The sequence below is a fragment of the Streptomyces sp. NPDC006925 genome (assembly GCF_042869575.1).
Classification (GTDB): Bacteria; Actinomycetota; Actinomycetes; order Streptomycetales; family Streptomycetaceae; genus Streptomyces.
On record NZ_JBIAGB010000001.1, the window covers coordinates 132,387 to 155,765 of the forward strand.

General features: G+C 73.8%; 22 protein-coding genes, 1 pseudogene and 1 riboswitch. Of the genes and pseudogenes, 6 read left to right on the forward strand and 17 right to left on the reverse strand.

What is annotated here, in order from left to right; translation table 11 throughout:
* Nucleotides 1-22 precede the first annotated feature (22 nt).
* Nucleotides 23-1,108 (forward strand): branched-chain amino acid aminotransferase, encoded by a 1,086-nt coding sequence (locus ACFYNS_RS00630; RefSeq protein WP_360297840.1) that lies wholly within the window; start codon nt 23-25, stop codon nt 1,106-1,108.
* 93 nt (nt 1,109-1,201) lie between these two features.
* Here ACFYNS_RS00630 and ACFYNS_RS00635 read toward each other — a convergent pair whose 3' ends face one another.
* From ACFYNS_RS00635 to ACFYNS_RS00645, 3 genes and pseudogenes are all read right to left on the reverse strand, one after another.
* Entirely contained in the window at nt 1,202-1,663 is a 462-nt protein-coding gene (locus ACFYNS_RS00635; RefSeq protein WP_360297843.1) for a VanZ family protein, read from the reverse strand.
* A gap of 271 nt (nt 1,664-1,934) precedes the next feature.
* Nucleotides 1,935-2,387: a pyridoxamine 5'-phosphate oxidase family protein gene (locus tag ACFYNS_RS00640; protein ID WP_360297845.1), complete on the reverse strand. Its 453-nt coding sequence runs from the start codon at nt 2,385-2,387 to the stop codon at nt 1,935-1,937.
* A pseudogene (locus ACFYNS_RS00645) lies at nt 2,384-2,739 on the reverse strand (VOC family protein). Before ACFYNS_RS00645 ends, ACFYNS_RS00640 begins: the two are co-directional and overlap by 4 nt.
* Before the next feature lie 129 nt (nt 2,740-2,868).
* Here ACFYNS_RS00645 and ACFYNS_RS00650 point away from each other — a divergent pair.
* A complete protein-coding gene (locus ACFYNS_RS00650) occupies nt 2,869-5,667 on the forward strand; it encodes a LuxR C-terminal-related transcriptional regulator (RefSeq protein WP_360297850.1) in 2,799 nt (932 codons plus the stop codon).
* Between the two features lie 105 nt (nt 5,668-5,772).
* On the opposite strand, the gene ACFYNS_RS00655 is transcribed toward ACFYNS_RS00650, so the two are convergent.
* The 5 genes from ACFYNS_RS00655 to ACFYNS_RS00675 form a co-directional block, all read right to left on the reverse strand.
* The gene (locus tag ACFYNS_RS00655) at nt 5,773-6,225 is read right to left on the reverse strand and encodes a hypothetical protein (RefSeq protein WP_360297853.1); all 453 of its coding nucleotides are present in this window, start codon (nt 6,223-6,225) and stop codon (nt 5,773-5,775) included.
* 260 nt (nt 6,226-6,485) lie between these two features.
* Nucleotides 6,486-7,349 carry an ATP-binding cassette domain-containing protein gene (locus tag ACFYNS_RS00660; protein WP_360297856.1) on the reverse strand — a complete coding sequence of 288 codons (864 nt, stop codon included), beginning with the start codon at nt 7,347-7,349 and terminating at the stop codon, nt 6,486-6,488.
* Nucleotides 7,346-8,095: a cobalt ECF transporter T component CbiQ gene (gene cbiQ, locus ACFYNS_RS00665; RefSeq protein ID WP_360297859.1), complete on the reverse strand. Its 750-nt coding sequence runs from the start codon at nt 8,093-8,095 to the stop codon at nt 7,346-7,348. Before cbiQ ends, ACFYNS_RS00660 begins: the two co-directional genes overlap by 4 nt.
* A 6-nt stretch (nt 8,096-8,101) precedes the next feature.
* Entirely contained in the window at nt 8,102-8,473 is a 372-nt protein-coding gene (locus ACFYNS_RS00670; protein ID WP_360297862.1) for an energy-coupling factor ABC transporter substrate-binding protein, read from the reverse strand.
* Complete coding sequence (locus ACFYNS_RS00675; RefSeq protein WP_360297865.1) at nt 8,470-9,171, reverse strand: energy-coupling factor ABC transporter permease; 702 nt, start codon at nt 9,169-9,171, stop codon at nt 8,470-8,472. Before ACFYNS_RS00675 ends, ACFYNS_RS00670 begins: the two co-directional genes overlap by 4 nt.
* A gap of 29 nt (nt 9,172-9,200) precedes the next feature.
* Nucleotides 9,201-9,383, reverse strand: a riboswitch (cobalamin riboswitch).
* Between the two features lie 507 nt (nt 9,384-9,890).
* Between ACFYNS_RS00675 and ACFYNS_RS00680 the strand changes: the two genes are divergently transcribed.
* Nucleotides 9,891-10,649 (forward strand): GNAT family N-acyltransferase, encoded by a 759-nt coding sequence (locus ACFYNS_RS00680; RefSeq protein ID WP_360297867.1) that lies wholly within the window; start codon nt 9,891-9,893, stop codon nt 10,647-10,649.
* Complete coding sequence (locus ACFYNS_RS00685) at nt 10,646-11,443, forward strand: lysophospholipid acyltransferase family protein (protein ID WP_388599829.1); 798 nt, start codon at nt 10,646-10,648, stop codon at nt 11,441-11,443. The genes ACFYNS_RS00680 and ACFYNS_RS00685 overlap by 4 nt, the downstream gene beginning before the upstream one ends.
* A 118-nt stretch (nt 11,444-11,561) precedes the next feature.
* Here the strand turns inward: ACFYNS_RS00685 and ACFYNS_RS00690 are convergent, their stop codons facing one another.
* From ACFYNS_RS00690 to ACFYNS_RS00705, 4 genes are all read right to left on the reverse strand, one after another.
* Entirely contained in the window at nt 11,562-12,881 is a 1,320-nt protein-coding gene (locus ACFYNS_RS00690; RefSeq protein WP_388599832.1) for an NAD(P)/FAD-dependent oxidoreductase, read from the reverse strand.
* Nucleotides 12,882-13,011: 130 nt separating this feature from the next.
* Nucleotides 13,012-14,751: an MFS transporter gene (locus tag ACFYNS_RS00695; protein WP_388599833.1), complete on the reverse strand. Its 1,740-nt coding sequence runs from the start codon at nt 14,749-14,751 to the stop codon at nt 13,012-13,014.
* A gap of 124 nt (nt 14,752-14,875) precedes the next feature.
* A complete protein-coding gene (locus ACFYNS_RS00700) occupies nt 14,876-15,337 on the reverse strand; it encodes a MarR family transcriptional regulator (RefSeq protein WP_360303120.1) in 462 nt (153 codons plus the stop codon).
* An 89-nt stretch (nt 15,338-15,426) separates the two neighbouring features.
* Nucleotides 15,427-16,017 carry a CGNR zinc finger domain-containing protein gene (locus ACFYNS_RS00705; RefSeq protein ID WP_388599837.1) on the reverse strand — a complete coding sequence of 197 codons (591 nt, stop codon included), beginning with the start codon at nt 16,015-16,017 and terminating at the stop codon, nt 15,427-15,429.
* Nucleotides 16,018-16,240: 223 nt separating this feature from the next.
* On the opposite strand from ACFYNS_RS00705, the gene ACFYNS_RS00710 reads away from it, so the two are divergent.
* Nucleotides 16,241-16,933, forward strand: a complete 693-nt coding sequence (locus tag ACFYNS_RS00710) for a haloacid dehalogenase type II (RefSeq protein ID WP_360303116.1) — start codon at nt 16,241-16,243, stop codon at nt 16,931-16,933.
* 178 nt (nt 16,934-17,111) lie between these two features.
* Here the strand turns inward: ACFYNS_RS00710 and madM are convergent, their stop codons facing one another.
* The 4 genes from madM to ACFYNS_RS00730 all read right to left on the reverse strand — a co-directional run bounded on the left by madM (nt 17,112) and on the right by ACFYNS_RS00730 (nt 21,471).
* Nucleotides 17,112-17,876, reverse strand: coding sequence for a malonate transporter subunit MadM (gene madM, locus ACFYNS_RS00715; RefSeq protein WP_360296761.1), 765 nt, complete (start codon nt 17,874-17,876; stop codon nt 17,112-17,114).
* A gap of 1 nt (nt 17,877) precedes the next feature.
* The gene (gene madL, locus ACFYNS_RS00720; RefSeq protein ID WP_360296764.1) at nt 17,878-18,279 is read right to left on the reverse strand and encodes a malonate transporter subunit MadL; all 402 of its coding nucleotides are present in this window, start codon (nt 18,277-18,279) and stop codon (nt 17,878-17,880) included.
* A 157-nt stretch (nt 18,280-18,436) separates the two neighbouring features.
* A complete protein-coding gene (locus ACFYNS_RS00725) occupies nt 18,437-19,969 on the reverse strand; it encodes an AMP-binding protein (protein WP_360296767.1) in 1,533 nt (510 codons plus the stop codon).
* Between the two features lie 89 nt (nt 19,970-20,058).
* On the reverse strand, nt 20,059-21,471 hold the full coding sequence (locus ACFYNS_RS00730) for a malonyl-CoA decarboxylase domain-containing protein (RefSeq protein WP_388599840.1): 1,413 nt from the start codon (nt 21,469-21,471) through the stop codon (nt 20,059-20,061).
* A 143-nt stretch (nt 21,472-21,614) separates the two neighbouring features.
* On the opposite strand from ACFYNS_RS00730, the gene ACFYNS_RS00735 reads away from it, so the two are divergent.
* Nucleotides 21,615-22,292, forward strand: a complete 678-nt coding sequence (locus tag ACFYNS_RS00735; RefSeq protein ID WP_360296770.1) for a GntR family transcriptional regulator — start codon at nt 21,615-21,617, stop codon at nt 22,290-22,292.
* A 436-nt stretch (nt 22,293-22,728) separates the two neighbouring features.
* Here the strand turns inward: ACFYNS_RS00735 and ACFYNS_RS00740 are convergent, their stop codons facing one another.
* Complete coding sequence (locus ACFYNS_RS00740) at nt 22,729-23,313, reverse strand: TerD family protein (protein WP_360296773.1); 585 nt, start codon at nt 23,311-23,313, stop codon at nt 22,729-22,731.
* Nucleotides 23,314-23,379 lie beyond the last annotated feature (66 nt).

Genomic DNA, 23,379 nt, shown 5'->3' on the forward strand with positions numbered 1-23,379 from the left:
GCATCGGCGTAAGGAGTTGGCCGTGGCCTCTGACTTCCCCCTCACCAGGACGACGAGCCCCGTTCCCGCGGCGGAGCGGGAGGAGATCCTCGCGGCGCCGGGCTTCGGCCGGTTCTTCACCGACCACATGTCCACGGCCACCTGGTCGGCCGAGCGCGGCTGGCACGGCCACCGGGTCGGCCCGCTGGAGCCGTTCTCGCTGCACCCCAGCGCAGCCGTGCTGCACTATGCGCAGGAGATCTTCGAGGGGCTCAAGGCCTACCGGCACGCGGACGGCAGCGTGTGGCTCTTCCGCCCCGAGGCCAACGCGCGGCGCTTCGCCCGCTCGGCGCGGCGGATGGCCCTGCCGGAGCTGCCCGAGGAGGACTTCCTGGCCGGGGTGGAGGAGCTGATCCGGGCCGACGAGCCCTGGGTGCCGACGCCGAGCAACGAGGAGAGCCTCTACCTGCGGCCGTTCATGTTCGCCTCCGAGGCGTTCCTGGGGGTGCGGCCCGCCAAGGAGATCGTCTTCTCGGTGATCGCGAGTCCGGCGGGCTCGTACTTCGAGGGCAGCCTCTCCGGGGTGACCCTGTGGGTCAGCAGCACCTACACCCGGGCGGGCAAGGGCGGTACCGGCACGGCCAAGTGCGGCGGCAACTACGCCGGCAGCCTGGCTGCCCAGTTGGAGGCCGAGGAGCACGGCTGTGACCAGGTGCTGTATCTGGACAGCGCGGGCGAGGGGTACCTGGAGGAGTCGGGCACGATGAACCTGTGCCTGGTCACCGCGGACGGCAAGCTGATCACCCCCGCGCTGGGCACCATCCTGGAGGGCGTCACCCGGGACACCATCCTCACCCTGGCCGCCGAGTCCGGACTGATCTGCGAGGAGCGCCAGATCACGCTGGAGGAGCTGCGGTCCGGAGCCGCCGACGGCACCGTCACGGAGGTGTTCGCGGCGGGGACGGCGGCGGTCGTCACCCCGATCGTCGGCTTCAAGGGCGACGGCTACGCCTTCACCATCGGCGACGGTGAGCCGGGCAAGCAGACGGCGGCCCTGCGCGCGCGGGTGCTGGACATCCAGTACGGCCGCGCCGAGGACACCCACGGCTGGCTGCACCGGGTGCTCTGAACCCCGGGGCCGGGGCGGTGGCGGGGCTGCCGCCTCGCCACCGCTCCTGGCCCGCCCGGGAGGCGCATGGTGCGCCGGAGCCGGCGCGGGGCTTCACTCCGCGGCGGAGCGGCGCGGCACGTGGACGGCACGGCTCAGGCGGCGGCCCACCAGGACGTATCCGAGCAGCGCGCCTGCCGAGTTGAGGAGCACGTCGTCCACGTCGAAGGCACGGCCGGTCACCCACACCCCCTGCACGGTCTCCACCAGCAGCATCACCACGGCCGTGCAGAGGGTCACCTTCAGGAAGCCGCGCAGCTGCGGCGCCATGACCGGCAGCAGGACGCCGAAGGGTGCTCCCAGCAGAATGTTCCCGCCCAACTGCTGGACGACGGCGAAGACCTCCGGCTGCTCCAGGTAATCGCGGATCGAGGCACCGGGCCGCAGGTTGGTGTGCGTCAGACTCTCCGCCGCCTGCGAGGGCTGCAGCGTCGCGCGGGAGAGCAGCGCGGCGAACAGCACCATCGCGGCGAAGGCCAGCAGTACGGCGAATGCCCTGCCCAGAGCACGGAGCATCCCTCCGCGGGGCTTTCCGGACGACACGGAACCCTTGACATGAACGCTCTGAGTCATGCGCCACCGCTTACCCCGGGCCGCCGTGCGCACGCTCTCAGCAGCCGGGCCGGCAGGCGGCCGGGTTCCGGCGCCGGGTGTCCGGTTCGGCGGGACCGACCGTGCCCGCCCCCGGCAGCCGCCGGCCGGACATCGGCCGGCGGCGGGAAACGGCGGAGTCCGGGTCCCCGGCAGCGCCGCAGGCGGCGGCCGGGCCGGGTACGCGGCCGCTCCGTCACTCCAGCCAGGCGCCGTCGCGCAGCAACTCGCGGCCGCGCAGTTCGTTCTCCTCACGCCACGCCTGCACGCGGCGGGGGGTGATGCGGAACCAGCGGTAGGACGCGGCCGAGACGCGCGGGTCGAATCCGGTGCGGGCGGCGAACCGGTCGGCCCGCTCCCGCGGCAGGGCGTCGAGCTCCAGCACCTCCACCGCCCCCTCGATCATGGTCACGTCGCGGGTGGGGCCCAGTCCGAGCCGGGCGGTCCGGGTGGCGGCCAGATTCCTCCCGGTCGGGCTGCCGGCCGGAGTGGACACCAGCAGGGCCTCGCCGTCCCAGTGGAAGGACAGCGGTACCAGATACGGGGTGCCGTCCGGCGAGGCGCTGGCGACCCAGACGTCGACGTCGCTGCCGAGCCGGTGCTCGGTGTCCCGGCGGCGCCGGGCGCGGGTACGGGGCGCGGCGCTCATCGGTCCTGCAGCAGGCCGAGGAGGTTGCCGTCCGGGTCGACGAGAGTGGCCACCAGGCGGCCGCCGCCCACATCGTGCACGGGCTCCTTCACCGCGGCGCCCGCCGCGGTCACCTCGGCGAGCCCGGCCTCGATGTCGGCCACATGCCAGTAGGCCAGCGGAGCGGTCAGGCCCTGCGGGCCCCGTGCGGGATCAGGCCGATGTGCTGGCCCCCGGCCTCGAAGCCGACGTAGTAGGGGCTGTCCTGCTGTGGCGGGACGCCGAGCAGTGCGGTGTACACGGCCTTGGCCGCCGCCAGGTCGGACACGGGGTGCAGCACGGTCTTGATGCCGAGGGTGGCAGAGTCGCTCATGGTCGCTCCTGTGGTCGCGGGTGGATCGCTCCGGTGGCCCCGGGCCGATCGCCGTGTCGGCAGCCTCTCCCGGAGGTGGCCACGGTCACCTCCGTGCCGGCCACGGAAGCCGCCACGGATAATGAGTCGGTGTCCACTCCAGTGATCTCGACCCGCGAGGCCGAAGTACTCGGTCTGCTCGGGGAACACCTCAGCAACGCGGAGATCGCCGCGCGGCTGTTCATCTCGGTGCGCACGGTGGAATCGCACGTCTCGGCGCTGCTGCGGAAGCTGGAGGTGCCGGACCGGCGTGCCCTGTCGCGGCGGGCGGCCGAATCGGCACGCGCCGGGCGGTCCCGTCCGGCGCCCGCCCTGCCGGCGCCGCTGACCGGGTTCGTCGGCCGCGCGCGGGAGTGCGCGGAGTTGGCCGGCGCGGTCAAGGCGCATCGGCAGGTGACCGCGGTCGGGCCGGGCGGGGTGGGCAAGACCCGGCTGGCGCTGGCGGTCGCCGCGGAGGTCGCGGGCGACTTCGCCGACGGCGTGTGGTTCTGCGACCTGGTCCCGGTCACCGACCCGGGCCGGGTGGCCGCGGCGGTCGCCGCGGCCGTGGGAGTGGGAGAGCAGCCCGGTTCCGGCATCGACGACACGGTGGTGGCGGCGCTGGCCGACCGGGAGGCGCTGTTGGTACTGGACAACTGCGAGCAGATTCCCGACGGGGTGGCGCCGTTCGTGGAGCGGCTGCTGGTGGCCTGCCCGCGGGTGCGGGTGCTCGCGACCAGCCGGGCCCGGCTGATGGTGCCCTTCGAGTGGGTCTTCCCGGTGCCGCCGCTCTCGCGGGCCGGCGGGGAAGACTCGGACGCCGCGGCCCTGTTCAGGGAACGGGCGGCGGCGGTGGGCCGGGCGTCGGACCCGATGGCCGGCGACAAGGTGGCGGCCCTGTGCGAACGGCTCGACGGTATGGCGCTGGCGATCGAGCTGGCGGCGGCGCGGTGGGCCACGCTGGGGCTGGACGGTCTGACGGCCGGCCTCTCCGACCAGTTGCGCATTCTGTCCGGCGGCCCCCGCGCCGACGGCAGGCACCGGTCGGTACGGGCCGTGCTGGACTGGAGCCACGAGCTGCTGGAGCCGCAGGACCAGGCGCTGCTGCGGCGACTCTCGGTGTTCGCCGTACCGTTCACCGCGCAGGCGGCGGCCGAGGTGGCCGGGGGCGCCCCGCTGGACGCGGCGGCGGTCGCCGACGGACTCGGCAGGCTCGCCGAGCAGAGCCTGCTCACCGTGGCGCGGTCCGGGACCGTCACCCGGTACCGGGCCCTGGCGACGATCCGCCAGTACGGGGCGGAACGGCTCGCGGAGGCCGGTGAGTCGACCGCGATCCGCTCCCGCCATCTGGACTGGTGCCTGGCCTCGGCCGGCGAACTCGCCGGCTCGGCGGACGGGGGCCGCAGCGCCCGGTTCGACGCCCTGGCCGAGGAGCTGCGGGCGGCACTGGCCTGGGCGGCGGACCGGCCGGAGCGGAGCGCGGACGCCCACCGGCTCGCCCTGTACGTGGCCGAGTTGACCTTCGCCCGCAATCTGCTCGACGAGGCGCAGCAGCGATTCGAGCAGGCGGCCGGGCTCGCCGGGGACGCTGCCGGGGCGGCGGCGCTGCGGAGCGCGGCCGGGGTGGCCGGTTGCCGTGGAAGCGGGGACCAGATGTTCCGCCTGCACCGGGCAGCTGCGGCGGCCGCCCGCCGGGCCGGGGACACCGCCGCAGCGGGCCGTGACCTGGCCACCGCGGCCACCGTCGCGTACCGCTTCTCCAGCACGTTCGCGCGGATTCCGGCGGTGAGCGAGGCAACGGCGCTGCTCGCCGAGGCGCGGGAACTGTGCCCCGAGGGCGACCCGGCGAACGACGCGGCACTCGCGCTCGCCGAGACGGCGGTGGTCGCGGACGCTTACGGCGCGGTCCAGGGAGACGCGGACAACCTCGTGCAGAAGACAGCCGCATATGCCGAACGGGCGGTCGAGCTGGCCCGGCTGGCGGGTGACCCCGTGGCCGAGTCCGCTGCTCTGGACGGGCTCTCGGGCGCCCGGAGCTGGGCCGGGGACACCTTCGCCACCGCCGCCGCGGTGCGGCGCCGCATCGAGGTGCTGGACCCGCTGCCGCGCACCCCGGCCGCCACGCACGAGTTGGTGGACGCCCTGGCGATGGCCGCGGGGACGGCGCTGGGGGCAGGCGCGCTGCCGGAGGCCCGCCGCCGGGCCGGGCAGCTCGCAGACCAGCCGCTGCTGGCCGAGGTGGGCCACCACGCCACGTCCTGGCTGCTGGTCGCGGACGCGTTCGCGGGCCGCGGGTCCGAAGTCCTGCGGGGCAGCGCCCGGTTCCGCGACGCGTGGGAGCGCAGCGGCCGGCAGCGGTCCTCCTCGCTGGGGCCGGCTGCCGCCTCGGTGGCGATGGTCCACGGCCTGCGGGGCGACACGGAGGCCCGGGCGGAGTGGCTCGCCGTCGTCGATCGGGCCGGCACTCCGCAGGAGTACCGGCGCGGCTACGGCGCGGTCTGCGACGCGGTGGTCCTGCTCCACCAGGGAGCCGCGGAAGCGGCCTGGGAGCGTGTGGCACCGGAGCCGGACCAGGTGTGGAAGTGGGTCTGCTGGATCTGGCTGCACTGGTACGTGGGGCTCCGGACGGAGGCCGCGGTGCTGGCCGGACATCCGGAGGCCCGCGACCGGGTCGAGGCCGCCCGGCGCACCGTCGCCGGCAACCCGGTCGCCACCGCCCAGGTGGACCGGGCCGAGGCACTGCTGGACGGGGCCCCGGAGCGGCTGCCGGCCATCGCCGCGGCGTTCGAGGCGGCGGACTGCCGCTACCAGTCGGCCCGCACACTGCTGCTCGCCGGGGGCGAGCACGCGGCGGCCGGATCGGCCGCGCTCGCCGCCCTCGGCCTCGCAGCGCCCGCGGCCTCCCGGTAGCCGCCGGGACACGTGCCCGGGGGCGGGCGGCGCGGACACGGCGCGGCGGAGCCGCTCGTTCGTCCGGCCGCCCGGGTCCCGCCCGGTGTGCGCCGGGCGGGCGCCTCAGCTCACCGCCCGCTCGACGAGCGCGGCGATCCGCGCCTCCACCTCTGGCGTCACCTCGGTCAGCGCGAAACCCGCCGCCCACATCGGCCCGTCGTCCAGCTGCGCCTGGTCGCTGAACCCGAGAGTGGCGTACCGCGCCGTGAACTTGGCCGCGCTCTGGAAGAAGCAGACGATCTTTCCGTCCAGCGCGTAGGCGGGCATCCCGTACCAGAGCTTCGGTGCGAGGACCGGTGCGGCGGCCGTGACGACGGCGTGGACGCGCTCGGCCATGGCCCGGTCGGAGTCCTGCATCTCGGCGATCTTCGCCAGGACGTCCCGTTCGGCCTCCGCGGCCTTCTCGGCCCGCGAGGCGCGGCGCGCCGCCTTCTTCCGTTCCTGCGCGTGCTCCTTCATCGCGGCCCGCTCCTCGGCCGTGAATCCCTCGTAGGCGCTGCTCTTGGTGCTGGTCATGGCCGACCGTCCTCGTCGTCGTGGGTCCTGTCGGCCGGGTGTCACCCCATCGGCCGATCGCTGTGGTCACAGCCTCTCCCCGGCAGCACGCGCACGGCATCCGTGCTCAGCACGGAGACCGCCACGGACGTGCGGGCGGGGCAGGCCCCACATCGGGCACGCGGACCGGGCGCGTCGGGGCAGCGTCCGGACCCGTCGGCCGTCCTGAGGCAGGCACGCTTGCGGGCGGGCGCAGACCGCACCCGGCGAGGGAACCGGGCTCACCCCTCGGCCGGGGTCCGGGGGGCGGCTGGCAGCGCGGCCAGAGCGGCCAGTTCGGCCGGGGTGCGCGGGGCGGCCGCGGCGTCCTCCAGCACCTCGTACGCCAGCAGCAGCTCCCGCGCGGCGATGCCCCACGGCAGTCCCAGACCGGCCTCGCGCAGCAGTTCCGGGCGCGCGAGGACGGCGTCCACCGGGCCGGAGGTCACCCCGCCCGTGGTGAGCAGCGCGGCGTCGTCGGCCCAGCGCAGCGCGAGATCCACGTCGTGCGTGGCCATCACCACCGTGGTGCCGCCGTCCCGGAGCTCGCCGAGGGTCGCCAGCAGCCGCTCCTGGCCGTCCGGGTCGAGCCCCGCGGTCGGCTCGTCCAGGATCAGCACCCGCGGCCGCATCGCGACCGCGCCCGCGATCGCGGCCCGTTTGCGCTGTCCGTAGGAGAGCAGATGGGTGGGCCGGTCGGCGAGTGGCGCGATGTCCAGCGCGGTGAGCGCCTCCTGGACGCGCTCGTGTACCTGCGGAGCGGACAGCCCCAGATTGAGCGGTCCGAAGGAGACGTCCTGGGCGACGGACGCGGCGAACAGCTGGTCGTCCGGGTCCTGCACGACGAGCTGTACCGCCGTGCGGAGCCGGGTGAGGCCCTTGCGGTCGTACCGGACCGGGTCGCCCGCCACCGCCAGTTGCCCCGTCCGAGGCCGCAACCCGCCGCTGAGCAGCCGCATCAGGGTGGTCTTGCCGCTGCCGTTGCGGCCCAGGAGGGCGAGGGCGCGGCCCTCGCGCACCTCGAAGTCGAGGGCGCTGAGCACGACCGGGCCGTCCTCGTACGCGAAGGACACGCCCCGCAGGGCGACCAGGGCCGACTCGTTCATGACAGCGGACTCTCCAATCCGAGGGTGGCTGCGGTGACGGCGGCGAGCAGCAGCAGGCTCGCGGCGGTGAAGCGGACGGAGACGCGCGCTTCGGGCACCAGGACGCGCAGGGTGCCCTCGTAGCCCCGTCCGGCGAGACCGGCCTGGAGCCGGGCTGCCCGGTCGAAGGCGCGTACGAAAGCGATCGCGCCGAGCCCGGCTGTGGAACGCCACTGCGCGGCCCGTGTGGTGTGTCCGAGCCGGGCGGCCTGCGCCTCCCGGACGCGGCGCATGGAATCGAGGAGCAGGAAGCCGGTGCGGTACGTCATCAGCGCGACGTCCACCACGGGCGCGGGCACCCCGGCCCGGACCAGACGCGGCAGCAGGTCGGACATCGGGGTGGTGAAGGCGAACAGGAGCACACCGAGCGAGGCCGCGGAGGTGCGCAGCAGCAGCCGGCCCGCGCGGGCGAGGCCGCCGTCGGCCAGGGTGACGAACCCGTCCGGGCCGCCGACCTGGAACAGCAGGGTGACCGCTCCGGTCACGCAGAAGCCCACCGGCACCCGGTACGCCCGCCAGAGTCTGCGGGCGGGCACCCCCGCCGGGCCCAGCAGCACGATGAGAGCCGTCCCGAGCACGAGTGCCGCGCCGGGCCAGGGCGGCAGCGAGATGGCCAGGACGGTCAGCCCCAGCCCGAGCACGGCTTTGTCCACGGGGTGGCGGCGGCGCCAGCGGCTGCTGTGCGCCGCCGCGTCGATGGGCAGCACAGCGGGTCAGGCCCGCCCGGTGGCGGACTCGTCGGCGCCGCTGTCGGTGCGCTCGTCGGCCTGCCGCGCCCGGGCGGCCCGCTGCTCGCCCTGGCGGCGGCCGCGGCGCAGTCCGAAGTAGTAGGCCAGGACGCCCGCGCCGAGGGCGGCCTGCAGCGCGAAGAGCGCCGACTCGATCTCGCCGGAGGGTGGTTCGTACAGCGGCGAGAACCACGGCTCGTAGTCCGGCTCCAGCTCGGTGATGGCCGTCTCGGCCTGCGCGTCGGACCCGGCGAACGGCTCCTCCTTGTCGTCGCCGAGCCCCAGGGCCAGCGGCAGGACGGCGAGTGCCGCCACGAGGACGAGCAGCAGCGCGTTGATCTTGGTGTTGCGCTTCATCGTGCCGCCGCCTCCGTCTCGGTCCGGTTCCGCTTGCCCGACAGGAGCACGCCGAGCCGGGTCAGTTCGCCCTTGCTGGACTGCACCAGCAGGCGCATGACGAGCACCGTGAGGAGTCCCTCGCTGATCGCGAGCGGAATCTGGGTGACCGCGAAGATGGAACCGAACTTGCCCAGTGCGCCGAGGAAGCCGCTGCTCGGGTCGGGGAAGGCGAGCGCGAGCTGCACGCTGGTGACGCAGTAGGTGGACAGGTCGGCGACGAACGCGCCGGCGAACACCCCGACCATCAGCGGCGCGCCGAAGCGCCGCAGCAGCCGGTACGCACCGTACCCGGCCCACGGCCCGACGATCGCCATCGAGAAGACGTTGGCGCCGAGCGTGGTCAGCCCGCCGTGGGCGAGCAGCAGCGCCTGGAACAGCAGGACGATGGTGCCCAGCACGGCCATGATCGGCGGCCGGAACAGGATGGCCCCCAGACCGGTACCGGTGGGGTGGGAACAACTGCCGGTGACCGATGGCAGCTTCAGTGCCGACAGGACGAACGTGAAAGCGCCCGCGGCTCCCAGCAGCAGGGTGCTCTCGGGATGCTCCCTGACCTCACGGGTCAGGGACCGGGCTCCGTGGACGACGAACGGCGCCGCCGCGACGCCCCAGGCGACCGCGTGCGCCGGAGGCAGAAAACCCTCGGCTATGTGCATGGCTCAGCAGACCCTCTCCAGCACCTCGTGGATGGACGACGTGCCTTGGCCGGTCTCCTGGCTCACGGGTACACCGCCCGCACTCCGCCTTCCCGGGTCCGAGGACCCAGTGGCTGCCCGCAAGGGCCGGAGCCGGCATTCCCGATCACAGTGGCGAGGGCCGCACCGGTTTCACACCGGATTTCCCGTTCACCAAGGCGTGGCGACACTAGTCGCACACACGTCAGGTGACAAGCCGGGGGCAGGGAGTGCGAAAGCGGAGGTCACCTCCGCGTCCCGGGTCGCGCACCCCGGCGGACGCGCACCGGCGCGCAATGGTAGGGGCGTGCGCGCGGAGTGCTCTCGCGGTGCCGGCCGCACAGGTGCACGGCGCACCGGATCGGGCCGGCAGGCGGCAACGCGCACCGGGGGCACGGAAGGTGCACGAAACCCGGCGATTCGCCCGGAGAGGTCCCCCTGCGCGGCCCGTCCCCGCGCGGCACCCGCCGAGCCGGAACCCCCGGTTCAGGCGGCTGATGCCTGGGGGCCATCACCCGGCCCGCCCGCGGCGCTACTCATGACCCGGCGGGACGTGCTCCCGAAGGACACCGGGCGAGCCCCACCGCCCGGAACCGGGGCACGTGCCGCTGCGAGAAGTCCGGGTCCGTGCGGGCCCGGCCTCGCCCACCGCCCGACCCGGTCCGCCGGGCCGGGCACGAGCCTGCTGAGGAGACACCACGATGACCACCTCATACACGGCAAGGGAAAGCGCCGCCTACACCGCGGCCGTCGCCGACTCCGCGGCCGAGGTGCGGGCCGCGCAGCGGCTCCGCCACCAGGTGTTCGGCGAGGAGATGGGGGCCGCTGCCGGGTCCCGCTCATCCGGCCTCGACGTGGACGCCTTCGACTCCGCCGCGGACCATCTGATCGTCACGGACACCGCCACGGGTGACGTCGTCGGCACCTACCGCCTCCTGCCGCCGGGCAGGGTCCGGCACTCCTACGCGGACGGCGAGTTCGACCTGGGAGCGCTGGCGGGGATCCGCACGTCGATGATCGAGGCGGGGCGGTCGTGCGTGCATCCCGGCCACCGCTCCGGAGCGGTGATCAATCTGATGTGGTCGGCGCTCGCCCGCTACGTGCTGCTGTCGGGGCACCGCTACCTGGCGGGATGCGCCTCGGTACCGCTGGCGGACGGCGGGCGGAGTGCGGCGCACACGTGGGCGCTGTGCGCGGCACGCCATGCGCCGCCCTCCGGCATGGAGGTCTTCCCACACCGCCCGTGGCGGCCGTCGGCGCCGGTGCGGGTGGCGGAACCGGCCAGGGCCCGCTCCGCGCTGCTCCCGCCGCTGCTGCGCGGGTACCTGCGGCTCGGCGCATGGGTGTGCGGAGCCCCCGCCCACGACCCGGAGTTCGGCGTCGCCGACTTCTTCGTGGTGCTCGACATGGAGCAGTTGAACGACCGCTACCACCGCTACTTCCTCGGGGAGCCGAGATGAGCTGCTGGACCGTGGCCTCACCCTGCACCGTGCGGTGCGCAGCCCACCGGGTACCACCGGTGGCCGCCGCCGTACGGGCGCGCCGGTACGCGGCACTGGCCGGCGCGCTGCTCCGGGGGCTGGCGAGCGGTCCGCGCCTCGCCTGCGGGGAGGTGCTGCGCACCCAGGCGCGGGGGGTGATCCGGGCGCTCGGTGCCACGCTGGAGGCCCCGGCGTCCCTCTCCGGCCGGCGCCGGCGTCCGGGCGAGACGGGCTCGCTGATCGTCTCCGACCACATCTCCTGGCTCGACGCGCTCGCGCTGCTGGCCGTCGAACCGGCGACCGCGCTCGCCAAACGGGAGGTGGCGCAGTGGCCGCTGTTCGGTCCCCTGGCGCAACGCGCGGGGGTGCAGTTCATCGACCGGGACCGGATCCGTACGCTGCCCGACACGGTGGCGCAGGTGGCGGCCGTGCTGCGCGGGGGCCGTTCGGTGCTGGTCTTTCCGCAGGGCACCACGTGGTGCACCGAGTCGGGCAGCGGATTCCGCCGCGCCCTCTTCCAGGCCGCGGTCGACGCCGAAGCTCCGGTGCGGCCTGTGACGGTCAGCTACCGGCAGGGCGGCGAACCCAGCACGGTGGCGGCCTTCCTCGGCGACGACACGTTCACCGCTTCGCTGCACCGGGTGATCGGTGCCCGGGACCTGGCCGTACGCGTCACGCCGCATCCCGCGCTGCACCCCGCGCGGGACCGCCGTGCCCTGGCGGCGGCCGCGCACGCGGCGATCCGCGGCACGGGCGCGCCCGCTCATCCGTGAACCCCAGGGCCGGCGGGCTCTGTTCGGCACGCCGCGGAAGCGGCCCGTGCGGCTCCGCGGGGTCCGGGCGGCGGTCCGCGGCAGGCGCCGCCCGCGCGGGATGACCGAGGCGATCGGCTCACACGTCGGCGGGTGCCGCTGGGGCGGTCCGCCCCGGGACGCCCAGGCGGGCGCGGACCGCGGCCGCGGCGCGCTGCGCCGACTCCAGGGCGCCCTGGATCGAACTGGTGGCACGGTGGTCCCCGCACACGAAGACACCGGCCACCTCGACGGGCCGCCGGAAGGGATGCGGCGCGGACATGGAGGGCAGTGCGCGGGGCACCTCGTAGGTGGCCAGCGGCTCCAACTCGCCGAAGCCGGTGCCGTACAGCCGCGCGAGGCGCTCCCGCACGCGGCGTTCCCCGTCCGGACCGCCCTCGCCGGGCACGGCCGTGGTCGCCACGAGTGTCTGCTCCGGCGGCGCGTAGGTCGGGGCGGCCTCGCTGATCGGCACGGTGTTGGTCACCGGGGACGGCTCGGCGTCCACGACGAACGCCGCGTCGGCGTCCAGCAGGCCCCTCACGCGGTGGTAGTAGGTGGTCAGCCCGCGCCACCGCACCGGGGCGAGGTCCGGGAGGAGTTCGTGCGCCGCGTCCGCGTCGGTGGCGAGGACGACTGCGCGCGCGGTGACGGTTGCGTGCTCGGTCACGACCCGGTCGGCGTGTACCGCGCGGACGGGGGTGTGCAGGTGCACCGCACCGTCGGGGAGCCCGTCGGCGAGCTGCCGGGGCAGTGCCTGCATACCCGCGCGGGGCACGGCGGCCCGGCCCCGTACGAACATGCGCAGCATCAGATCGGTGAAGCGGCTGGAGGTCTCCTGCTCGGGGTCGCAGGTCACGCCCTCGAAGAAGGGGCCCAGCACCCTCTCGGCCACCGCTCCGCCCAGTCCGCGGCGCTGCCACGAGGCCGCCGAGGGCAGATCCGGGCGGCGCAGCAGTACCCGCGCGGGCAGGTAGGCGGCCGCGGCCGCGTGGGCGGCCAACGCCGCTTTCGCGGAGAGCGGGCCGATCGGCGCACGCAGCAGCCCGGGGACCGCGTTCATCTGCTGACGGGGGTCGCTCAGCCTCGCCCAGCGCCCACCGGTCCGGATCCGGAGCGCTCTGGGCAGGGCGTGCAGCCGCAGCCGTTCGAGGTCGACCTGCCGGGCGAGCTGCGGATACCCGGTGTTGAGCAACTGGAATCCCCGGTCCAGCAGGAAGCCGTCCACCGCGTCGGTGCGGATGCGCCCGCCCACTTCGCCGCCCGCTTCCAGGACGACGACCTCCACCCCGCCGGCCCGCAGCCGACGCGCCGCCGCCAGACCCGCGAGACCGGCGCCGACCACGACGACGTCGCAGTGCCGGGGCAGTGGTCCGCCGGCCTGTTCGGCCGGGCCCGGTCGGCTGCGGGATCGCGTCATCGTGCGGGCTCCTTCGTGCGGCGGCGCGGTGGCCCAGGACCGGTTCCCGCCCGCCGGATGCCCGAAACCGCCGCTCGTCCCCGCGGCCGCGGGTCGGCACCGTACCGCCCGGGCCGCGGGACGCCCGGCCTCAGTCGCTGCCGCTGCGCAGCTCCGCCAGGACCCTCGTGGTCAGGGGCCGGTGCGTGCTGTCGGGGTCGATGAGCACGACGGTGCTCGTGGCGGCGCGGGTGAGGGCCGTGGTGAGGCTGCCCTCGCCGAACTGGGTGACGGCGCCCAGCGGGGAGCGTCCCACTGCGATGGTGGTGGCGCCCACGTCGGTGGCGTGCCGTGCGAGGGCGCGTCCGGCGGCGGCACGGTCGCCGACGCTGGTGAGGATCTGGCCGGTGGCGGCGACGCCCTGCGCGGCGAGCCGGTCCAGGTGTGCCGTGAGCGCGGCGCGTGCCTGGTCGTGGGTCTCGGTCTCGACGGCCTGCTCCTCGACGACGGCCGTCTGCTGCACATGGACGATCTGCAGCGGACTGCCGGAGTCCCGGGCGAGCCGCGCCGCGGCCTCGACGACGGCAGCGGCGTGGCCGTGGGTCCCGACGGCGACGATGAGCGGGGGTTCGGCGCTCGCGGCCTGCGGGCCGACGGGGGCCAGCGCGGGCCCGACGGACTCGCCCTCACCGGTGCGCTGTTCGGCCTGCCGGATCAGCCGGTGACCGCTGGCCAGCACCGGGATGGCGAGCAGGAAGGCGGCCGCGCCGACATAGAAGGGCACACCGAGGTCGGTGACTTCGGCGATCTTGCCCGCCGCGTAGGGGGCCAGGCCGCCACCGATGAAGCGCAGGAACCCGTACGCGGAGGACGCCACCGACCGCTCGACGGGCGAGACGAGCATGACCGCCTGGGTGGTGAGGGTGTTGTTGATCCCGATGAAGGCGCCGCTGGCGATGACGGCCACCACGACCACGGTGGGGGTCTCGACGCCGGCGGCGATCAGCGCCATCACGATGCCGAGGCCCAGCAGATTGGCGTACAGGACGGGAGCGGTACCGAACCGGGCCTGCAGCCGGGGCGCCACCAGCACGCTGAAGAGGGCGACCAGCAGTCCCCAGCCGGTGAAGACCAGTCCGAGCTGGTGGGCGTTCAGCTCCATCGGGTAGGGCGCGTAGCCGAGCATGGTGAAGAAGCCCCAGTTGTAGAGCAGGGCCATGATGCCCATCGTCAGCAGCCCGCGGTGGCGCAGTGCCTTGAGCGGCGCTGCGGGCGAGGTGGGGCGCCGGGGCCGTGGCGGGTCGGAGACGAACGCCAGGGTCGCGACCAGCGCCACGGCCATGAGCGCGGAGACGCCGAAGAAGGGCCCGCGCCAGCTGATGGCGCCCAACTCGCCGCCCAGCAGCGGGCCCACGGCGATGCCGAGGCCGAGCGCGGTCTCGTAGAGGATGATGGCGCCGCCGAACCCGCCGCTGGCCGAGGCGACGATCACCGCGAGGGAGGTGGCGATGAACAGCGCGTTGCCCAGGCCCCAGCCCGCGCGGAAGCCGACGATCCCGTTGATGGAGTCGGTGGCCCCGGCCAGTGCCGAGAAGGTGACGATGACGGCCAGCCCGATCACCAGGGTGCGCTTGGCGCCGACCCGGCTGGAGACCGCACCGACGACGAGCATGGCCACGGCCGTGACGATGAGGTAGCTGCTGAACAGCAGGGAGACCTGGCTGGGCGAGGCGTTCAGACTCTCGGCCAGGGCGGGCAGGATCGGGTCCACCAGGCCGATCCCCATGAAGGAGATGACGCAGGCGAAGGCGACGGCCCAGACGGCTTTCGGCTGCCTGAACGGGCTCGCGGCCTTTCCGGGCTTCGCGGGATCGTCGTGCGAGGCACTCATGTCCGTTTCTCTTCCGCGCAGTCGGGGGCAGGGGGCGCACAGGGGTCAGGGCCGGCAGGAGTCGGGGGCGACCCGGGCCGGGGCCGGGAGGGGGCAGGACCGGGAGTGGCCGGGACCGGAGGGGTCAGGACCGCGACCAGTGGTCCTGGATCGCGCGCGCCAGGGCCGGAAAAGCGATGTCCACCGCCTGCTGCTCCGGCTCCGCCAGCTCGTCGATCAGCTCGGTCAGAGCGCGGGTGCGCTCTGACCGCCGCCGGCGGAAGACCTCCAGGCCGGTGTCGGTGGCCACCACCAGGACGCCCCTCCCGTCGCTGCGGTCGGCGGTGCGCCGCACCAGCCCCGCCCGCTCCATGCGGGTGACGAGCTGCGTCATGTTCGGCTGCGAGACACCCTCGGCCCGGGCCAGTTCGGAGAGGCGCTGCGCACCCTCGCGGCCCAGCCGGCCCAGCGCCGAGGAGGCCGCGGTGCTCAGCCCGCCCGCGGTCGCGCTGTGCCGCACGTGGCGCACGATCCGCTCCACGGCGATCATCAGGTCCTCCGGCGACACGTCCCGAGCAGCACCGGCGTCCATAACCCGCTTATGCATAACCGTATTATGCATTTAGATGTAGACAGAATCAATCTGTTGGCCCGACGGATCGGCGGGGCAGCCGGGGTGTCCGTCACCGGCAGCGATCAGCCCCCTGTCTCCAGGCGTTCGGCCCGGCCGTCCGCGGCCTCGGGGCCCTGCCGGGCCGCCTGCCTGCGGGCGCGGTAGGCGGCGGCCTTGACGCGGTTGCCGCAGGCGTCCATACCGCACCAGGCACGGCGCGCACCACGGGAGCGGTCGAGATAGAGGCGGGTGCAGCCCGCGCGCCCGCACTCCTTCAGCGGCACGCTGCGGTCGGCGAGCACGGCGACCGCACTGCGGGCGACCTGGACCAGCGCGGAGCGCAGATCCCCCGACCGGCGCAGACCTCCGTCGCCGAGTTCGACCGCGGGTACCGGCCCGGCGGCGGCGCTGTTGACGACATCCAGCTCGGCCGGCGCGAAGGGGCGGCCCGCCAGGCGGTCGAGCGCCAGCCGGTGGACGGCCTCCCGCAGCCGCAGCGCGGAGGCGAGGTCCGCGGCATCGGCGGTCACCCGGTCGGGCAGCTCCTCGCACTCCAGGACCCACCGTTCAAGAGCGGCGGGCGTATCCAGCAGGTCCACGGGCTCGTCCCGCCGGTATCCCACAGTGCCCACCAGATCCAGGGCCGGGTTGCCGCTGACGAATGCGAATCTCACATCACCATCTTGACCGGTGACGCTGGACAGCGCAACAATCGCCGAGCAGCTTCCGTCACCTGCTGAACCGGTGACGGAGAAGCCCGGTGCGCGGACCGTCCGCCGCACCCGCCGTCCGCATCCACGCGGAGCGTGCGCGGGCACCGGACATCCCCCGGGCGCACCGGTGTCCGTGGAACGAGCCGGGCCCACCGTCGGACCGGCACCAGGAGCAGGAGAGCTGATGGCCGAGACACCCGACATCGAGGTCGTCGTATTCGACGTGCTCGGAACGATGGTCGACGAGCCCGGCGGCCTCCGGGCCGCCGTCCGCGAGGCGGTGCCCGACGCCGACGACGCGTCCGCGGACCGGCTGCTCGCGGTGTGGCACGAGCACGTCGCGCACGAGCAGGAACGCGTCCGGGAGGGGCGCCGGGCCTATGCCGGCACCGACGTCATCGACCGCGAGGCGGCACACCGGGTGGCCGACCGCGCCGGAGTCACCGACCCGGCGGCCGTCGAACGGCTGGCCACCGCGGGGCGGCGGCTGCCCCCATGGGAGGACTCGCAGACCGGACTCGCCCGCATCGCGCGGCACTTCCCCGTGCTGGGTCTCTCCAACGCCGGTCGCGCCGTGCTCCCCCGGCTCAACCAGTACGCGGGCCTGCGCTGGCACCAGGCGCTGTCCGCCGAGGACGCCCGCGCCTACAAGCCCGCGCCGGAGGTCTACCTGCTCGCGCTCGACGCGGCGGGCTGCCCGGCGGAGCGGGTGCTGATGGTCGCCGCCCACGCCTGGGACCTCCGGGGAGCCCAGGCGGCGGGGATGCGCACCGCCTATGTCCGGCGGCCGGTCGGTGATCCTCCGGCGCCCGGCGACACCTTCGACCTGCAGACGGACGGCCTGGAGGAACTGGCGGCCGCTCTCACCACGGGGTAGTGGACCCCGCGCCGGTGCTGTCCCGCCGATCCGGCGGGACAGCACCGGCACACGTCGCACAACGGACCGCGCCCTGCGCCTGCGGCCGACGGCGCGCCCCTCCCCCGCCCTCCTGCGCGTCCCGCTGGAGGGACCGGCGTGTGCGGCGCCCAAGACCGCGACGCGGCGTCCGGCCGCCTCATCCGCCGACGATCGCCCGCAGCGTCACGTACAGCAGCGAGGGGCCGAGCAGGCAGCCCACGCCGGTGTAGAAGGTGGCCGTCATGGCGCCGTAGGGCACCAGCCGCTTGTCGGTGGCCGCCAGACCGCCCGCCACGCCGGAGGTGGTGCCCATCAGGCCGCCGAAGGCCATCGCGGACTTCGGGTTGTTCAGACCGATCATGGGGGCGATCAGCGGCGTACCCACCATCACCACGACGGACTTGACCAGGCCGGCCGCCACCGACAGTGCGATGACCTCCGAACTGGCGCCCACCGCCGTACCGGTCACCGGTCCGACGATGTAGGTGGCCGCACCGGCACCGATGGTCGCCATCGAGGCGGCGTCCGTGTAGCCGAAGGCCGCCGCGACGACGGACCCCGCCACGAACGAGACGAGGACTCCCAGCAGGACCGAGAGCGCGCCCGCCGGCCCGGCCCGCTTGATCTGCTGCAGGTCGACGCCGTACGCGGTGGCGACGATGGCGAAGTCCCGCAGCATCGCACCGCCCATCAGGCTCAGTCCGGAGAACGCGGCGAAGTCGGCCAGCCCGTCCTCGCCACCGGTCGCCGCACCTCCCCAGTAGGCGAGCACCAGCCCGAGCAGGATGGCGACGGCGGACCCCTGCAGCCGGCCCCGTGTCAGGACCTTCGAGAGCCAGCCGGAGAGCATCATCAGCCCCCCGATCAGCGCGAAGGCCACCAGGAGACCGTTGTCCTCGAAGACGGAGACGAGCGTGTCCATCTCAGACCTCCTGCTTTTCCTCGGCGACCTGCGGCGGCAGCGGCTCCGCCGTCCCGCCCATCCGCCCCAGCACCGGTACCAGAGCGCCTCCCGCGACGAGCGCGGCGAGGCCCGCCAGGATGGCCATCGGCCCGCCGGTGACCGCCTTGACCACGTTCTGGGTGGCGGCCATGGCGATGACGATCGGTATGTACAGCGCGCTCCAGAAGAGCACTCCTTGCTCACTGGGTTCGGGGAACCGGCCCTTGCTCCGGAGCCAACTGGTGACCAGCACCAGCATGATCATGGCGAACCCGACTCCGCCGACGTTGGCGTCGACACCGACAGCGGCGCCGAGCACCTCACCGACGAGCGTGCCCGCGAGCATGCACAACGCCAGTGCTGCCACTCCATGGATAACCATCGTCTTCTCCGCACTGAGAGACTGTTGAAACCGGAAGATCAAGAGGCCGGGCCGAGCGGGTGTTCGGTTCGCTCGGCGACCCGTGGGGGCGTGGAACCCGCCGAGGCGGGACCCGCCGCAGGGTGTGGGAAGGTGCGAGGACTGCCGGCTGCGGGGGTCAGGCGCCCACTCTGGCGAACAGGTCGCCGTAGCGTTCGCGCAGTTCGGCCTTCTGCACCTTGCCCATGACATTGCGCGGCAGCGTCTCGACGACGCGTACGGCACGCGGGTGTTTGAACCGGGCCAGATCGCCCGCGATGAAGTCCAGCAGTTCGCCGTCCCGGGGCGGCCGCCGCCCCGGGACCGGGACGACGACGGCCACCACCGTCTCGCCGTAGTCCGGGTGGGGAACCCCGATCACGGCGGACTCCAGCACCTGCGGGTGGGCGTCGAGCAGTTCCTCGACCTCCTTGGGGTAGATGTTGTAGCCACCGGAGATCACCAGGTCCTTGCCCCGGCCGACGATGCTCAGATAGCCGTCCTCGTCGAAGCGGCCCAGATCGCCGGTGACGAAGAACCCGCCGGGGCGGAACTCCGAGGCGGTCTTCTCGGGCATCCGCCAGTAGCCGGCGAAGACGTTGGGGCCGCGGACCTCGATGCTGCCGACCTCGCCGTCCGGCAGCACCCGGCCGGTTTCGGCGTCCACCACCCGGATCTCGGTGCCCGGGAGCGGCCTGCCGACCGTACCGGGCTTGCGGGGGCCGCCGGTGCAGGGGTTGGTGGTGTTCATACCGGTCTCCGTCATCCCGTAGCGCTCCAGGATGGCGTGCCCGGTACGGGCCTCGAACGCCGCGTGGTCGTTCGCGAGCAGCGGGGCCGACCCGGAGACGAAGAGCCGCATGGCGGCGCAGGACTCCTGGGTGAGGCGCTCGTTCTTCAGCAGCCGGGTGTAGAAGGTGGGCACGCCCATCAGCACCGTGGCCGTCGGCAGCAGGTCAAGGACCTGGTCCGGGTCGAACTTCGGCAGGTAGTACATGGAGGCGCCGGAGGTCAGCACCATGTTCGCCGCGACGAACAACCCGTGGATGTGGAAGACGGGCAAGGCATGGATCAGCCGGTCCTCCGCGGTGAAGCGCCAGCTCTCCAGCAGCGCTTCGCAGTTGGCGGTCAGGTTGCCGTGGGTGAGCACCGCGCCCTTGGAGCGGCCGGTCGTACCGGAGGTGTACAGGATCGCCGCCGGATCGTCGGCAGCGGCCTCGTGGACCTGCTCGGCACCGCCGTCCTCCGGAGCGTCGAGGAGGCTGCCGTCGCCGTCGGTGCCCAGCGTCTCGACCACGAGTCCGGTTGCTTCGTGGTGCGCGTGTGCGGCTCGGTGCCGCGGAGCGCACACGAGCACCCGGGGCTCGGCGTCCTGGAGGAAATAGTCCGTCTCCGCACCGGTGTAGGCGGGGTTGAGCGGCAGGAAGACCCCGCCGATCCGCAGCGTCGCCAGATACAGCGCGACGGCCTCCGGGGACTTCTCCACCTGCATGGCGACCCGGTCGCCCGGGGCGACGCCGTGGGCGACGAGCCGGGCGGCGATCCGGCGCACCGCCGTCGCGGTGTCGCCGTAGGTGAGGACCCGCCCGTCGGGCAGGTCGAAGAGGGCCTTGTCCGGCCGCCGCTCCGCCTGTTCGGCGAAGGCCCGGTGGATGGTCGGGAAGGGTGCCATCCGGGACGCTCCTTTCTGTTGGTTGCGTGGTCGGCACAGCTGCGCCGACGGTCCGTCCGGTTCCGACGCGGCCGCCGCTGATGCGCGCGTCAGCTCCCGGGGTGCGCGGCCCCGCCCTTCGCGGTCCGGTCAACCGCCGTGGCGGTCCCCGCGGCCGGGGACCGGGCGAGGTGCGGCAGGGCGGCCCGCAGCGGGCCGCCCAGTGCCACCGTGCGGTGGCGGACGAACTCCTCGTGCCGCTGCTCGACGTGCTCCGGCTCGTAGCGGTAGTTGACCATTGCGCCGAAGGACTGCTGCCAGGCTTCCGGCGCATCGTTCGCCGGCCAGTTGACCTGCCAGGCGGCGGCACCGTTGCCCAGGTGGAACCGGGCGACCGGGTCGAGCACACGCCCGTCCCCGTGCCGTTCGACGGCGATGTACCTGGCCAGCACCGGGAGGAGCCGGGAACGCGTCCGTCCGGATCCCGCGGCCGCGGGATCCGGCTGCCGCTCCGCGGCCTCCAGCTCCGCGAGCAGAGTCCGCAGTCCGTCCTCCCGCTCGGCCTGCTCGGTGAGCCAGCGCCGGAAGCCGGGGACGGGCGAGAGCGTGGCGAACTGCCGCAGTTGCGGAAGCTGCTCCCCCACGTCCTCGATGACCTGCTTGATGAGGAAGCTGCCGAAGGAGACTCCGGCCAGGCCGTCCAGGGCGTTGTTGATCGAGTAGAGAGCGGCCGTGTCCGCCTGTGCGGGGTCCAGTACCGGTCCGGGCTCCAGCAGCGGCGCGATGCTGTCCGGCATCCCCCGGACGAGGGCGACCTCCACGAAGATCAGCGGCACGTCCCCGGTGGCCGGGTGGAAGAAGGCGTAGACGCGGCGGTCCTCGGGCTGCAGGCGGCGCCGGAGTTCGGCCCTGCTCGCCATCGGATGCACCTTCTCGCCGCGCAGCAGGTACTGGTGCAGTTCCTCGGGCGCCTCCCAGCCGACCTCCGACATCCGCAGGAAGCCGCGGTTGAACCAGGAGGTGAGCAGATGGTGGAAGTCGTGGTCGAGGGGCCGCAGCCGCGGGTCGGAGCGCATCAGCCGGCGCAGATCCGCACGCATGCCGACCAGGGCGAGGGTGGCGCCGGGAGCGTGGTTCATCCGGCGCAGCAGCAGCTGGCGGGGCGGCTCGACCTCGTCGAAGAGATGGACCAGTTCCTCCGCGCCCCGGGATCCGCGGCTGCGGGCCGCCTCCCATCGGTGGAAGGCGCTGCGGATCCGGTCGGGCGAGGCGTCGTAGGCGCTGGTGATGCGGGTGAAGAACTCCCGCTTGCCGTGGTCGTCGAGTTCCCCGTAGGCGGCGAGGGCGCCTGCCGCCACCGTGCGCATCGAGGCTTCGCCCGCCTGTCCCATCAGCACCTCGCAGGCCGCCGACAACCGGTCCAGGGGGCGGTGGCGGAGGTCTCCTGCCGCCGGGGTGCCGTCGGGGCGGCTGCCGGAGTTCCGGAACTGCTCGGTCAGCAGCCCGCCGTCCTGAGGTTCCATTCCCGCCCTCCGCGCGCCGTCGCCCCGTGTATGCATCATGAGGCGTGATGTATATAACAGCCGCACCGTAAAGCACAGGAGTGCGGCGCGCTACCCCCTGGGCGCCCCGGATGACGGGATAACCTGACCGTTCGGAGGTGCGCATGACTCGAGTCCCGGAATCCCAGCGTGTACGCGACGCGCTGGAGAACGCCGTCGTCGACGGCCGCTACCGCCCCGGCGAGCGGCTGGACCCCGCGCGGCTGGAGAGGGAGTTCGGCTGCTCCCGCACACCGGTCCGGGAAGCCCTCCAGGCACTGGAGCGGTCCGGGCTGGTGCAGATCCGCGCCAAACAGGGCACCTACGTCACCGAGTTGAGCGTCTCCGAACTGGCCGAGCGGTTCGAAGTCATGGCGGAACTCGAGGGGATGGCGGCACGGCTCTCCGCCCGGCGCATCGAACAGGAAGCGCTGGACGAGCTCGAACGGGCGCTGCGCGAGTGCGAGGTCCATGCACTGGCCGGCGACGCCGACCGCTACTACTACGCCAACGCCTGCTTCCACGGCATCGTCTACGACTCCTGCGGCAACGAATATCTGCGCCAGCAGGTGCACGCGCTCAAGCGGGTCCTGCAGCCCTACCGGCGGCTGCAGCTGCGGGTGCCCGACCGCATGCGGCGTTCCCTGACCGAGCACAGCCGGATCGCCGAGGCGATCGCGGGCGGCGACGCCGAGACCGCCGAGAACGCCGCGCGGGACCACGTCCTGGTCCAGGTCAAGGAGTTCAGCCAGCTGATACGGACCTGGCGGCATCTCAACCGGTCGGCATCCGGCGCCGGTTGAGTCCGCCCTCCGGTCCCGGCCATAGCGATCCGTGGGCCCGGTCCATGCGATGCCGCGGGCGATCGGTGCGCGAACGGACGACCCGGGCGTCACAGGTCAGCACCGTAACGAGCCGGGTGTCACAAGTCCCGGCGTCACAGGACGCTGCGCTCCGGCCCGTACGCCGCGGCTCCGCGCCAGGGCCCGTACGCCGCGGGTCCGCGCCCGTGTCCCGCCGAATCGCGGGCGGCTGGGCGGGCGAGGGCGCGAGCTCCGCAGGCCGTCTGCAGCGGACCGAGGGGCAGCCCCGGAAGGCCGCCCCTCGTCGCACATCGCCGCGCCGCGTTCGTCGCTCGGCTGCCCCGCGGCGGGTCCGCGCGGTGCGGCGGGGGCCCGCCTCACCGCACGGGAGACCGCCCGGGCCCGGCCGTCCGGCGGAGGCGCTGCCGGACGCCGGTCACTTGTCCACGGCGAAGCGCATCAGAGACTGCTCGTTGCCCTGCTTGACCTTCCCGGTCTCGTTGATCACCTTGAGCTTCCAGCCGGTGCCGACCCGCATCGCCTTGGCCACAGCGCAGGCGTTGTCGTCGGTGAGCAGACTCGGCCAGATGTCGGCGACCTGCTGGGAACTGCCGCCCGTCGCGTCGTACACCTTGAAGCTGATGTTCCGCGCCCGCTGGAACGCGCTGCCCCTCTTGTAGGCGGCCGCGACGAAGACGATGGAGGTGATGTTGGACGGGATCCGTTCGAACTCGACGGTCACCGTCTCGTCGTCCCCGTCCCCGTGCCCGGTCTGATTGTCTCCCGTGTGCTGCAGCGATCCGTTCCCCAACGGATCGAGGGAGTCCAGACCTGCTATCCGCACGGGGTCCGGCCCCTGCATGGCGATCGCGATCAGGTCGAGGTCGGTGCCCGCCTTGCGGCGGATCTTGCCCAGTACCCCTCCGCTGCTCCCGGCGGTGGGGTCCCAGGACGCGCCGATGGACAGGTGCGTGACGCCGTCCAGGTCGGCCGGCTCGTCTTCCTTCGTCAGCGTGATCATCCGTAAGCCTCCAGGTTGGGACGGTGGAGCCCGGGCGGCTGCTCCGGCTCGCTTCTCGGCCGGTGG